Annotated in this window: 15 protein-coding genes; 4 read left to right on the forward strand and 11 right to left on the reverse strand. The window is 58.9% G+C overall.

Going from position 1 to position 12,842, the window contains the following annotated elements:
- Positions 1-331: 331 nt before the first annotated feature.
- The 10 genes from OKC40_RS12395 to OKC40_RS12440 all read right to left on the reverse strand — a co-directional run bounded on the left by OKC40_RS12395 (position 332) and on the right by OKC40_RS12440 (position 10,141).
- Positions 332-814, reverse strand: coding sequence for a hypothetical protein (locus tag OKC40_RS12395; protein WP_182938302.1), 483 nt, complete (start codon positions 812-814; stop codon positions 332-334).
- 738 nt (positions 815-1,552) lie between these two features.
- A complete protein-coding gene (locus OKC40_RS12400; protein ID WP_182938301.1) occupies positions 1,553-3,049 on the reverse strand; it encodes a peptide MFS transporter in 1,497 nt (498 codons plus the stop codon).
- A 546-nt stretch (positions 3,050-3,595) separates the two neighbouring features.
- Positions 3,596-4,501 carry a cold adaptation protein AtcC gene (gene atcC, locus OKC40_RS12405; protein WP_182938300.1) on the reverse strand — a complete coding sequence of 302 codons (906 nt, stop codon included), beginning with the start codon at positions 4,499-4,501 and terminating at the stop codon, positions 3,596-3,598.
- A gap of 11 nt (positions 4,502-4,512) precedes the next feature.
- Positions 4,513-5,277, reverse strand: coding sequence for a cold adaptation protein AtcB (gene atcB / locus OKC40_RS12410; RefSeq protein ID WP_270795378.1), 765 nt, complete (start codon positions 5,275-5,277; stop codon positions 4,513-4,515).
- Positions 5,278-5,289: 12 nt separating this feature from the next.
- Complete coding sequence (atcA, locus tag OKC40_RS12415) at positions 5,290-5,820, reverse strand: cold adaptation protein AtcA (protein WP_042061898.1); 531 nt, start codon at positions 5,818-5,820, stop codon at positions 5,290-5,292.
- Between the two features lie 26 nt (positions 5,821-5,846).
- Positions 5,847-6,131 (reverse strand): cold adaptation protein ActJcold adaptation protein ActJ, encoded by a 285-nt coding sequence (gene atcJ / locus OKC40_RS12420; RefSeq protein WP_033135738.1) that lies wholly within the window; start codon positions 6,129-6,131, stop codon positions 5,847-5,849.
- Positions 6,132-6,408: 277 nt separating this feature from the next.
- Positions 6,409-6,927: a thioredoxin domain-containing protein gene (locus tag OKC40_RS12425; RefSeq protein WP_182938299.1), complete on the reverse strand. Its 519-nt coding sequence runs from the start codon at positions 6,925-6,927 to the stop codon at positions 6,409-6,411.
- Positions 6,928-6,930: 3 nt separating this feature from the next.
- A complete protein-coding gene (locus OKC40_RS12430; protein WP_182938298.1) occupies positions 6,931-7,674 on the reverse strand; it encodes a DsbA family protein in 744 nt (247 codons plus the stop codon).
- A complete protein-coding gene (locus OKC40_RS12435) occupies positions 7,671-9,713 on the reverse strand; it encodes a protein-disulfide reductase DsbD family protein (RefSeq protein WP_182938297.1) in 2,043 nt (680 codons plus the stop codon). Before OKC40_RS12435 ends, OKC40_RS12430 begins: the two co-directional genes overlap by 4 nt.
- A gap of 50 nt (positions 9,714-9,763) precedes the next feature.
- Positions 9,764-10,141, reverse strand: a complete 378-nt coding sequence (locus tag OKC40_RS12440) for a hypothetical protein (protein ID WP_182938296.1) — start codon at positions 10,139-10,141, stop codon at positions 9,764-9,766.
- A gap of 176 nt (positions 10,142-10,317) precedes the next feature.
- Between OKC40_RS12440 and OKC40_RS12445 the strand changes: the two genes are divergently transcribed.
- The 4 genes from OKC40_RS12445 (at position 10,318) to pspG (ending at position 12,395) form a co-directional block, all read left to right on the forward strand.
- On the forward strand, positions 10,318-11,046 hold the full coding sequence (locus OKC40_RS12445) for a 1-acylglycerol-3-phosphate O-acyltransferase (RefSeq protein WP_058052338.1): 729 nt from the start codon (positions 10,318-10,320) through the stop codon (positions 11,044-11,046).
- 210 nt (positions 11,047-11,256) lie between these two features.
- Positions 11,257-11,919: a phage shock protein PspA gene (gene pspA, locus OKC40_RS12450; RefSeq protein ID WP_019446683.1), complete on the forward strand. Its 663-nt coding sequence runs from the start codon at positions 11,257-11,259 to the stop codon at positions 11,917-11,919.
- Between the two features lie 2 nt (positions 11,920-11,921).
- On the forward strand, positions 11,922-12,128 hold the full coding sequence (locus OKC40_RS12455) for a PspC domain-containing protein (RefSeq protein ID WP_068979015.1): 207 nt from the start codon (positions 11,922-11,924) through the stop codon (positions 12,126-12,128).
- 48 nt (positions 12,129-12,176) lie between these two features.
- Positions 12,177-12,395 carry an envelope stress response protein PspG gene (gene pspG / locus OKC40_RS12460; protein ID WP_005335871.1) on the forward strand — a complete coding sequence of 73 codons (219 nt, stop codon included), beginning with the start codon at positions 12,177-12,179 and terminating at the stop codon, positions 12,393-12,395.
- Positions 12,396-12,485: 90 nt separating this feature from the next.
- Here the strand turns inward: pspG and OKC40_RS12465 are convergent, their stop codons facing one another.
- Positions 12,486-12,830 (reverse strand): GIY-YIG nuclease family protein, encoded by a 345-nt coding sequence (locus tag OKC40_RS12465; RefSeq protein ID WP_182938295.1) that lies wholly within the window; start codon positions 12,828-12,830, stop codon positions 12,486-12,488.
- Between the last annotated feature and the right edge of the window lie 12 nt (positions 12,831-12,842).

Consider the following 12,842-nt stretch of genomic DNA (forward strand, 5'->3'; position numbering starts at 1 on the left):
CCGAAACCAGCCGTAAGGCAAGCTTGCGGAAGAAGCAGCAATTTGCGGGCATGAGCAGCCCATATCTGGAAAAGGTACTGGATGCTGGGTTAGCTGAACTGGCATCAATTTAACAATATGTTCACGCTCTCGCCCTGGCAAGGGACGTAGGTATAATCAGGTAATCGCGAAAACCGGGTGCCGCCGTTCTGCTGGCCAACCATCAGCGCCTGCTTAACCTTGTCAAGGCGTCCAAGGTTAGTTTTTGGAGTGGAGATAAATATTAAATGGCGCGCAAGCACCCTTAATAGTGATGATTGTCATCAGATGTTAAATAATATCATGAATGTCATTATTTGAATTTCGCTACGATTTCATGAAATTCTTTTACCTGTGAAGTAGTCATGTAGTTTTGCGAAATAAGCCATTCGGTACACACTTCAGATTTTATACATAACATGGGGTACATAGAAAATTCATTTAAACTCCCCATCGCTTGTAGTATATATCGGTTGTTTGATTGCATTGAAGATGGATTTAGTTCTGAAAGAAATAGGGAGTATTCAAGCATGGTTTTCATGTAAGAGTAGCCATGAGCAAAAAAGAACTTATCATAAAGAGGTATTGTTATTTTAGCTTGGCAGTCAAGGTCTCCATTACATTCAAAAGATTTTTTCTTAAATATTTCAATGTCTGCATCAACACCTTCATACCCTTGAGCTATTTGGCTAATAACATCATAACTTAATGGTGCAATAGGTAGCATATGTGTCAGAGAAGTTGCGAATGTGTTTTGTGTTAATATAAGTAAGAAAATAAAAATGAGATTTTTCAAAATACAGCCTTAGTTTTAAATTGCATTGAAACTAAATCATTCAGTATGGGCACATATCATACACATTTGGTTGGGTGCAAACAAGTCCCTTTGTGATAAGTGTAAATTAATTGAATGACTTTCAATGTTAATGTGGTTTTAATAAAAATAAATACAATGTCATTTAAAGTAATGGTTCTTATTATTTTAATGGCCGTAGGTTTGATTAGCGAAGCGTAATCAGACGATCGCGAAAACAGGTTGCCGTAATTCTGCCGGTGCTCCAGCTGATCTCTTCTCTATGTCCATAGCCACCGAGATTGCGGTGCGGACGATTACGCTGCGCTAATCGACCCTACGTGCTCCTGCTTGATTTAACGCTCTGCTGCTTGTCGATGGCTTGCTCCCCCTCATCCCCGACCCTTCTCCCCTTATCGATGGCAAAGAGTGGGAGAAGGGAGCCCAGATCTCAGCCATTGATAGCGACAGTGGTATGGCGTGACAGCGAAGTGTGACAGCTACGGCTTCAGGTTGGCAGGTGCAGATCCCCTCTCTCCTTGGGAGAGGGTGAGGAGAGCCGACGATAGGGGTAAACACCATAACAAGCGCAAGGTTGCCAACCTGAAAAGAGCCATCCATCCAGCCAAAAGAGAAAGGCCCCGCCATCCATGATGGCGGGGCCCTTTGCATTATCAGCAGCATTGCTGATTCAACCGTTCGCACTGGCAGGGGCTGGTGAAATGGCTGGCCCGAGCCCGATCAGACAGGAATGGCGGTCGCTGCCGGTAGCGGGGTGATCTTGGAGGCGATCAGCTGGCGCAGGTGGGGCACCAGCAGCAGCAACACCACGCCGCCCGCCAGCGAACCCCAGCCTAGCATATTGAACACCGAGCTGTAGCCCGGGTTGGTGGCCACTGGAGAGCTGCCGATATTCTGCGGCATGGCGCTGGAGACATAGCCCGCCAGCACAGAGGCGACGCCGGTCACCATCATCCAGCAGCCCATCATCAAGCCTTGCAGGCTGGCGGGGGCCAGCTTGCCGATCATGGCGTAACCGATGGGGGAGATAAGCAGCTCGCCAAAACTCTGCAGCACATAGCTGATGGCGATCCACTTGAAGGCGACCAGCCCATCGGCCCCCGCCAGATGGATGCCGATCGGCAGCACCAGCATGCCGAGCCCCATGCAAAACAGCGAGGCGGCAAACTGGGAGGGGATGTCGATATTCCACCCCTGTTCGCGCAGCCGCTTGAACAGCAGCGCCATCAGCGGGCCACCGATGACGATGACAATGGTGTTGATGTTCTGGATCCACTGGGGGGCGACCCGCAGCCCGAACACGTTGAGGTTGATGTTGTGCTCGGAGAAGAGCATCAGCCCCATGGGCGCCAGCTGGTAGAGCGACCAGAAGATAAGGGAGCCAAGGGCGAGGAGCAGGTAGGCCACCATGCGGCTGCGCTCGGCGGCGTCCGGGTGGCGGGCGGTCATCACGCAGAGCAGCACCAGCACCACGGCCCCCAAGATAAGCACAAAGCTGCCGCTGAAGCTGGCGTGGGTCAGCAGCAGGCGCAGCGCCGGCACCAGCATGGCCAGAATGGCGAGGCCACCGAGCATTCGCAGATAGAAACCACGCCCCTTGATATGGCGCAGCGGGGTGCTGATATCCGCCAGAATCGGCCAGCAGGCGAAGGTGGCGATGATGGCGATGATGTTGCCCAGCGTCGCAAACAGGAACAGGGTGCGGTAATCCTCGGTGAGCTGGAAGTAGCCCGCTACCGAGAAGCCCATAAAGAAGCCCAGATTCATCCCGGCGTAGTTCCACAGGAAGGCGCTCTCGCGGCGGTGATCGTCCGGGGCGAAGCGCTGGGTCAGCATCATGTTGAGGCAGGTGACGTTGAGGCCGCTGCCGGTGAGGAACATGGCGAGCCCCCAGTAGAGGCCGGTGATGCCCATCTCGGCGATGAGGTAGCAGCCGATCACCTGCAAGGCCATTCCCATCACGAACAGGTTGCGGTTACTGAGGTAACGCCCGCCGAGGTAGCCGCCAAACAGGTGCAGGCCGTAGTTGAAGGCTCCGAAGATCCCCATCATGGCGTTGGCCTGGGATTCGCTAAAGCCGAGCCGCTTGGTGGCGTAGAGCACCAGGGTGGAGTAGAGCACGGCAAAACCCAGGGTGGCGAAGGTCTGGATAAAGAACAGGGCGCCTGAGCCGGGTGGGACGGCGGCGTGATGAGGGTGTGGTGTCGAAGCGCTCACGGTTTGTCTCCTGTGAGAAGAGAAAATCACAACTCATCCTGAGAGCGTACCGGTCTGCTGCCGGCTAGCCTTTGGCGCTTCCATGCTGGTTTCAAGGCTGGTCTGTCATTTAGCGACCAGCCCGATCAAATTGCCAGACCTTAAATTTAATCCGGCGCGATTAATTGCTTTTTATTGATCCATTCCGCCTCTTTATGCGTGGACGAGCTGTGGTCACAGCCCGGTTTACCATGCGGTTGATGTGATCAGGTCGGCTATTTGGTGCTGATTCTGGTGCTGTAATGGGATCCGTGTCCCGCTTTATTGCCCCAAAATGCCGCTGTCGCCCGTCCGTTGCGTCGCAGGTTGTTTATTCATCTTTTGGCGTTGGGTGAATAAATATCGGAAGAGGAGGGTGGCCCGAGGGGGCTGGTGTTTGTTCCCTCTCCCCTTGGGAGAGGGCCAGGGTGAGGGGAGGTGGTTGTCGCCAGATATAACAACGCCCGGCGGGCCGGGCGTTGTGGTGCGACTGGTTGTGGTGCGAGAGGATGGCGGCGAAAACGCCCCTTAGAAGTCGTGGTAGAGCGGCCAACCGAGCAGCGGGTGCTTGAGACCGGCGCGCATTTCGAAGTTGTCGAGCTTCTCCGGCGAGGCGTTCTCTTTTTGCAGCAGCTGGTATTGGCGCACAAAGCCCAGCGTGTGCAGCAGGTTGGGGACAAACCCCTTGCTGAGATCCTGACGCAGACCGGCGATCAGTTCGCCCGGCAGCTCCGCCAGCAGCCGCTCCAGCTGGGCGGCCAGATAGTCGGTGTCGTACCACGCCTCGTTGAGCTCAATCTCCCGCGCCAGTTTGCGTTTGAGATCCTGCTTCACCTTCAGTTTGGCGGCGCCGCTGCCATTGCCGCAGAGAATGCGGTAGAGCAGCGCTTCGGCCAGCTTGTCTTCCATGGTCGGGTGGTCGTTTTCGCAGGCGAAGCAGTGCTGATCCAGCAGGGTCATCAGGCGGACCTTGTTATGCTCGGCCAGCGCTTTTTCGTACTCTTGCCACCCTTGCCACTCTTCCACGTCCGGCGGGCTGGAGATCTTGTCCAGCAGGCGGGCATCCACGTCCCCAAAGAGGTTGTTGCCGCCGGGCTGCTTGCTGCTGACGGAGATCAGCATCGACCACCCTTTCTGGAACGGCTTGATGGGCCCTTCCGGCGCTTGCAGCAGGGCGAGCGCCTTGGCCGTGTCGCGCTGGGAGAGCTCCTGCAGGCCCAGGCTCACCACGCCGATCACGTCGTGGGCAGCCTGCTCCAGCAGGTGCATCTTGTACTTGTTGTAGTACTTGTCGGCGAACTTCAGGCTCATCAGCACCGCTTTGCCTTTGATGGCGGCGAGCTGCTGTTCGGTCAGCCGTTCGTTTTCGCGGCCAAAGCGCAGCACCTGAGTGAGAAAGGGGCCTTGATTGACGTCGCGTATCACTAGTTGCATTGCGGGGTTCCTCAATCCAGAAAGCTGAACATGTCGTCGACTTCGGCGTACTCGTCCTCGACCTTGTTCTTCTCTTTGGCCTGCATCACCAGCTCGCTGGCGAACTTGTTGATGATCCCTTCCCAGCTGGAGTGCTCATTGCGCAGCTGCGCTTTGATGGATTTCTCCACCTCGGGGGCCAGCTCGCGGATCAGCATCAGCAGGCTGCGCGGGTCATCCAGTGCGTAGTCGTGGGCATCTTCGCTCTGCTGGCGGTTGCTGTAGGAGAGCGCCTCTTCCAGATCTTCCTCTTCCGCGTGCAGGGGGTCGTGGAAGCCTTCTTCATCCTCGTAGCGATCGCCACGGTAGAACTCGATAAAGGGGATGGCGAGGTAGAAGAGACCGGCCGGATCATCGGCGACGCACTCGAGGATCTCGCGCTGCTTCGTTTCGCTATCCTGGGTGCGGATCAGGTAGTTGAGGAAGTCGAAGGTGTGCTGTTGCAGCTCTTCGGCGTTGTTCTTGATCGCCTCTTCCCAGTAGAGCGGCTGCTGGCAGACGATGTCGCGGATCCGCTCCGGGGTCATCAGCTCCGCGATGATGGAGGGGAAGGACATGTCATGCTGGCCGTTGATCTGGGTCAGGGTGACGATATCGATCTGTTCAATGACTTCGCCCAGCTGTTCATCGGACATGGTCTTGGCGATCAGCTCGAACTTTTCGCTGGCCTGCTTCGGCTCGATAACGGCCAGCTCTTTGATCTCGATGGCGGTAATTTCTATCAGACTGTTGTTCATGCGTTGCCCCAATTAGAAACGTACTTCGTCGTACATATCCTGATCGCCGTCGTCGTCACCATCACCGTTGTAGTCGGCGTCGGCATCTTCCCCGTCTTCATCTTCGTCGTCACGCAGCTCATAGTCGTCATCGGCACGGCGGCCACCGCGCGGCAGCGGGTTGTCGAGCTGGAACAGCACGGCGCAGGCTTCGATCAGCTGATCTTCGCTCTGGGCCCGCACCGCCTTGACCAGCGGCAGGTCGGCATTGTTGAACGCCACCGACACCTTGAATTCGTCCCATGAGGGTTGTACGCCGCCGGTGAGCCATTTGTTCCACTCGGGCTTGGTCTTTGCCGGGAACTGCACCCGGCCATAGAGGGCCAGCGGCAGGTATTCGGGCATAAACTCCAGCATGCTCATATCGGCCAGCAGCAGGGTCTTCATCTGGCCGGTGAACTGTTCCAGCGCCTTGGGGTCATCCTGATCCCGGTAGGATTCGATGTTCTCGCTCGCGTCACTTATCAGCGCTTTGATCCGCGCCTGATCCCATTTTTTTTGCATAGTGGCTCTTCTTTCCTGCGTCGGCATCAGGGGTAGAACTGATCCCACATCTCCTGCATGGCAGCAGCGGGATCGGTCACGATAACGTTGTTGAAATCCTTGATAAAGGCGGCGCGCTGCTTCGGGTCGGACAGCACTTCATAGGCCTGTTTTACCTGGTGCAGCTTGATGGCTGCCAGCTCTCGCTCTTCTTCGCTCGCCCCTAACAGCTTATCGGGGTGGTACTGGTTCGACAGCCGGCGATAGGCTTTTTTGATGTCGTTTTCGTTGGCGTTGGACTTGACGCCCAGCACCCGAAAGTAGTTGTTCATGGCAGATCCTGCATCACTGGCATCATCGGATTCACACTGCGGGTGCCTGATGGTTGGGATTGGCAAACCAGGCACGGCAAAAACCCGTCATTTTAACGGAAACGGCCCCCCAAAGCGATGAATTGGGCGACGAATTAAGGGGCGGGATGAAGAGGTGTCAGTTGAGCGTCTATTGTTGCCAGTCGGTCTGGCCAGTGCAAGGGCCGCGCACGGGAAGGCGATGAAAAAATGGCCATCCGGTAGGGATGGCCATGTTGAATGCAACGATGTGGTGTGGCTAGAGCAATGCCCACCAGAGCCGCAGCCGCAAGCCCCACTTCGAGCTCCAGCCGGTGGTGCTGCTCACCAGCTTGCCATCCTTGATGACGAGGAAGGTCGGGGTTACTCCCACCTGCCACTTGGCGGCCAGCTCTCCCGACTCGTCGTTGTGGGTCGGGAAGGTGAGCCCCTTCTTGCTCATCCCCTTGCCTAACTGCTCCGAATTGCCGGAGCGCAGCGCCACCGTCAGCACGTTTTCACCCTCTTGCCAGAGCTGCTGCACGGTCGGGGTGGTGAAACGGCAGACACCGCACCAGCTGGCCCAGTAGTAGACCAGCAGTGGCTTACCCTGACTTAAGGTAGCGAGATCCGTGCTGGTGCCATCCTGCAGAGTGACGGGGGCGCTCATCGCCCCTTCAGGCAAGGTCGGGCTGCGCCACAGGTCCAGCAACGTCGAAATGACCAGCGCCATCAGCAGCAGCCAGAGCGCCTCCTTGCCCCAGCGTCGCCAGCGGGGTTGAGGATTGATTGTTGTCATCCCTTACCCCTGCTTGGCCAGTTCGGCTTGCACCAGTTGCTCCAGCTCCTCATAGGGGATGGCGCCCGGCACCAGCTGGTTGCCAATAAGCGTCGCCGGGGTGCCCTGTACCCCCAGAATGGTACCGATGCGCAGGCTGTTGCGCAGCTCCTCGGTCGCCTTGCCCTCCGGTTTGAGCGCCACATTGCCGGTGGCTGCCAGCGCCTTGTTGATGTCTGCCTCGGTCAGCATCCCCTGCTTGCTCATCAGCTTGTCGTGCAGGGTGAGGAAGCGGGCGGGATCCTGTTGCCACAGGGTCAGACTGTACTGGGCCGCCTTGGCGGAGGTCTGCCCCTTGAACGGCAGCAGCTTGATCACCAGCCCCAGATCATCCGGATAGGCCTTGAGCAGTTTGGTCAGCTGGGGATCGAACTGCTTGCAGTAGGGGCAGTTGTAGTCGGTGAACAGCACCAGCGTCAGCTTGGGGTTTCTGGCGCCCAAGCGCGGGCTGGTGGCGCTGTTGAACAGCACATCCTTGTTGCCCTTGATGAAGTTGCCAAGCTGCGCCTGCTGGGCGGCCGCGTTCTGCTTTTCCCAGGATTCGGCCGCCTCGTCGAGGATCTTGGGGTTGGCGATCAGGGTCTCGCGGATCAGCTCCTTGATGCGGGCCTCCTGCTCCGCAGTGAAGGGGGCCGCGTGCAGAGCCGGAGTTAGCAGGGCTGCACAGAGAGAGGCCAGCAGGGGCAGGGCGCTCAGGGTTGATTTCATTTGGTGTCTCCTTGAGAAGTGGCAATGCCTGCTTGCGCCAGAGTGGCAAGCAGGGCCGGGCGGTCCAGCAGGGGCGAGAGGATCTCGCCACCCTGCAGGCCGGGCCCGTAGATCTGGTTGAAGGGAATGGCCACGCTACCGCGTTGGCGCAAGAAGTCGGCGATGCTGGCAGAGGGGCGGCTCCAGTCACCGCGCAGGGCCACCACATCGGGGGCGCTCAGCGCGTTTTGTACGTCATCTCGCAGCAGTACGTTGAATTTGTTGGCTTTACAGGTAATGCACCAGTCGGCGGTGACATCGACAAAAACCCGCTTGTTCTGGGCCAGCGCATTCTGGATGGCTTGCTCCGTGAGCGGCTGCCAGTTGACGGTATCTCGTTGGGGCTTTCCTTCCATCGTAAAGGCGCCGCCCAGCAGCAGGGCCCCGCCCAGTAAACAGCCCAGCGCCAACCCCAGGGTCACGCCCCGAATGCCATGGCGCCACACGACGGCCAGCAGCAGGGCGGCCAGCATCAGCGCCATCAGGATCAGCATCCAGAATTGGCCGACATGGTTGCCGAGCAGGCTGAGCAGCCAGAGGCTGGATCCCAGCATCATCAGGCCGAGCAGCATGCGCAGTCGCCCCATCCAGCGGCCCGGCTTCGGCAGCCAGAGCGCAAGACGGGGGAAGGCGGCGATCAGCAGCCAGGGCAGGCTCATGCCGAGGCCAAGCGCGGTGAAGATAAGCCACAGCTGACCGAGCGGCGCTGCCAGCGCAAAGGCGAGCGCGGTGCCGAGGAAGGGGGCCGAGCAGGGGGTGGCGAGCAGGGTAGCGAAACTCCCCTGCAGGAAGTGGCCGCCGAGGCCGTTGCCGCCGCTGGTGGCGAGGCGGGTGCTGAGATTGCTGGGCAGCCGGATCTCGAACAGCCCCAGCAGGTTGGCGCAGAACAGCGCCGTCACCACCACCATAAAGCCGATAAACCAGACGCTCTGGAACTGGATGCCCCAACCGACGGCGCCTTGCGTGGCGCGCAGCAGGGTGCTCATGGCCGCCAGCATCCAGAAGGAGGCGATGATCCCGGCGCTGGCCGCCAGAAATTGCAAACGAACCGGGCGGCGCTCACGGGTTTCCAGTTGCAACACCGATCCCAGCTTCAGTGCCAGCACCGGCAGCACGCAGGGCATCAGATTGAGGATCAGGCCACCCAACAGGGCGGCGCCCAGCAGCCAGAGCAGCGAGTGGCCCTGACTCGGCAGGGTCAGCGGGTCACCTATCTCGAGTTCGCTCTGCCAAGCCTGTTCACCGTTGGCCAGTACCAAGCCGAGTGGCTGGTTACGGATGTCGGGCGCATCGCCCTGCCAGCCATCGCTGACCGGAATGCGGGCGATCAGGGTGTTGTCTTGCACCTCCAGCTCGGGTTTGCCAAATTCGGCGCCCTCCAGCCGCTGGAGGAAAATCTGCGGATCCTGCCAGCCCTGCGGGTTGTCTGCCGTCAGCTGCAGCTGGTTTTGCTGATAACCCACTTTGAGGATGACGGTCTCCGGCATGGCTTGTGGCAGCTTGCTCATCGCCTGGGCGTAGGCAAAGTCGAACCCTTCCGGCGCAGTGCCATCCAGCGCCAGGGTGAAGGGGTAGTCAGTCAGGATGCAGACATTGCTACAGGTTGAAAGGCGCAGGGTGCCCGTCAGCGCCTCGCGGCGGCTGTGGGCAAGCGTGATGGGGAGGCTGACGGTCTTCTGATAGCCCTGGGTCGAGATGCCGCTGACCTCAAACCGCTCCGGTACGGGCCAATGCCACTGCTGCGCAGCTTGCGGGGCATCCCAGAGTATTTCAGGGGCAATGCCGCCTTCCCCCGGGTTCTGCCAATAGGTTTTCCAGCCGGATTCGAGCTCCAGGCTGAGCAGCACGCGCGTTTGGGCGGGATCACTGGAGTCGGCTTGCAGCCGCACTTTGGCGTGATCGTTTTGGGGGCTGGCAAGCCAGCCGGTGTCGCTGGCCAATCCCATGGATTGCCACAGCAGACCGCCTATCAACAGGGCCGTCTTGATGATGTTTGACATTTTTCTGTCTCTTGAAAATGGAAGTTAGGGTGGTGTAAACCGCGGCTAACTCATTCTCGCCAGACACAGAGAGTAAGATGCAGTCGCCGTTCAGGCGGAGATATGTTCCGAGGTGGGGGTAACGCGGGTGAGCGGCGCGCCAGCAGCGCCAGCAGGGCAATCACGAAGGCGATGGCAAAGAAGATCTGTTCAACGCAGAGCAGGGTCGCGGCGCTCAGCCACTTGCCATTGAGCTGGCAACTGGTGGGCTGCGGGCTGGCCGGTTTGGCATCCTCTTGATCCGCCGCCGCGCTTGGCACAGGCAGTGCCTGACAGCTGAGGGCCTGATCGAGTTGGGCCAGCCGGGCCAGCGGCTGGGCCGCACAGTTGAGCACCAGAATGCAGACCAGCAGCAGGAGTCTTGTCGCCACGCGTTGTCGCAAAATCATGCTCGCCCTACCCTGTTGAATGGTGCATATCCTATCGATCAATAATGTCAGGGGCAAGTCAGCGGGATTCGATAAGACCATATGCGCGATGCGGGGTGGTCAGTTCTGTCTGGCGAACGCTTGTTCGCTAAAAGGGGGATCAGTATACTGCGCCGAGTTAAAACTCGAGGTGTTCGATGCTCAAAATTGCCCGTGTGCTGCTGCTTGGTCTGCTGCTCATTTTCTGGTTCCTGTTCGGCCTGCTGCTCTGTCTGGTTCGTCCGCGTCATCCCAACAACGTCTATGTCTTCGCCCGCATGTATCACGCGGTTTGTCCGCTGATCGGGCTGCGAGTCAAGGTGACGGTAGCCGATGAGGTCAAATCGGTCGGCCCGGCGGTTTACGTCTGCAACCACCAGAGCAACTTCGACATCTTCACCGTGACCGGTGCGGTGCAGCCCGGTGTGGTGGCGGTAGGCAAGAAGAGCCTGCTCTGGCTGCCGCTGTTCGGCCTTATCTTCTGGCTCTCCGGCAACGTGCTGATCGACCGCTCCAACCGCTCCCGTGCCATCGGCACCATCGGTCAGGTAGTGGATCGCATCAAGAATCGCGGCACCTCCATCTGGATGTTCCCGGAGGGGACCCGCTCCAAGGGGCGCGGCCTGCTGCCGTTCAAGGCGGGCGCTTTCCACACTGCGGTGCAGGCTGAAGTGCCGGTGGTGCCCATCGTCTGCTCCAGCTACTTCGGTCAGATCGACCTCAATCGCTGGGACAATGGCGAAGTGCTGGTGGAGGTGATGGCGCCGGTCTGCAGCAAGGAGCACGGTGCCAGCGGCATTCGCGATCTTTCCGACACCTGCCGTGCCCGGATGGAGGCCAAGCTGGCCGAACTGGACAGCAAGCTGGGCCACAGCCACGCCGCCTGATAGATAGCGCAGCTGAATCGACAAGGGAGCCTCCGGCTCCCTTTTTTGTTGGTGAAAATCACCAACTGGTTGGCTATTCTCACCAACAACCCCTTCTTGAATTTCCTCAGTAAATTCCCATCTATATGTAAAACAACAATAATTTTTCTTGGCACGGCTCTTGTAATGCAATGGGAAGAGATAGCCATCCCATCAACAAGGAGCCAGACCATGAGCGTATTCAGCCGCCTGACCGACGTGATTAATGCCAACCTGCACAGCCTGCTCGACAAGAGTGAAGAGCCGGAAAAGATGCTGCGCCTGATGATCGAAGAGATGGAGCAGGTGCAGGTCGAGATGCGTACCCAGGCCGCTCGGGTGATTGCCGAACAGAAACAGCTGGAGCGCCACCAGCAGGCGTTGCAGGCGCAGATCCTGGAGTGGTCGGCCAAGGCCGAGCTCGCCATCCAGAAAGGGCGTGAGGATCTGGCCCGTGCCGCCCTCACCGAGAAGCTGGCGGAGGTCAAGAAATGTGAACAGCTGGAGCAGGACAAGGCCCGGGTGGCCGAGGTGCTGGCCCAGCTCACCGCCGACAGTGAGCGACTGGCGGCCAAGCTGACCGAGGCGCGCGAGAAGCAGAAACTGCTGACCCTGCGCGAGCAGACGGCCCACAGCCGCATTCGTGCCCGTGCTCAGGTAGACAACCAGCGCATGCACGAGTTGATGGCCCGTTTTGACGGTTTTCAGGGCCGGGTCGATCAGCTGGAAGCCCAGCTGGAGGCGGCCACTCTGGGGCAGAATCCCTCGCTGGAGGCCCAGTTCCGCGAGCTGGAGCTCAATGACGAGATCGAGCGCGAGCTGGCTCGCCTCAAAGGCCAGAAGGCGGAGGTGTAATCATGAGCCCCTGGCCCAAGGATTTGGTGCATCGCAAGCTGACCGGGGTCTGCGCCGGTATTGCCAAGCGGTTGGGGGTCTCCAGAGTCACGGTGCGGGTGGTGGCACTGCTCGCCCTGATCCTGATGCCGCCGCTGGCACTGGCCGCCTATCTGCTGGCGGTGCTGGTGATGCCGCCCCGTTATGAATTGAAGCGCTGGCTGGATTGACCGAAGGGTTGACCAGCCGGCAGACAAGGTACTGATAAGGAGCAAGTTATGCTGGAATTTTTCATCTTGCTGGTGGTGCTGCTGGTCATGGCACTGACCGGTTTTACCCTGGTGGCCATGTTGCTGGTGAGCGGCCTGTTTGTGCTGCTTGGGGCGCTGGGCGGCATGCTTGCTCTGATCATCAAGCTGGCCCCCTGGTTGCTGCTGGTGCTGGCGGTTTGCTGGCTGATCAGCAACCGCAGCAAGCGCTCCAATACCTACCTCTAACCCGCCTGAGGTTGTGCAAGACGTTGTGTGGAGCTCCCTGATTTCCCCTTTTCGGCCACTCATTGAGTGGCCTTTTTTTGCCTGTCATCCTCAAGGCCGGGTGGCTGCGGGTAACCACTGGGGGCTCCAGCTCTGCCAGAGCGCAGGGTTCAGGATCAGCTGCTCCTTGAAGGATTTTGGCTGCTGCTTTAGGCGATATTCGATGCGCAGGGCCGCCCCCTTCTCACCGACTTCCTGCTGCCATACCAGCGTCAGCGGTCCCTTGCCGCGCAGGGCGCGAGAGCCCTTGCCACTCTGGTGCTGGCGCAGGCGGCGCAGTGGGTCCGTGCTGATCCCGGTATAGAGCAGGCCGCTGGCGGTACGCACCATATAGACAGACCAGTGGGAGGGTTCGGGCGGTTGCGGCGCGGGTGTGGTTGTCGCGGACTCTCTCATTCAACTTCTCTG

The organism is Aeromonas sp. QDB11, assembly GCF_027705265.1.
GTDB classification, from domain to species: domain Bacteria; phylum Pseudomonadota; class Gammaproteobacteria; order Enterobacterales; family Aeromonadaceae; genus Aeromonas; species Aeromonas allosaccharophila.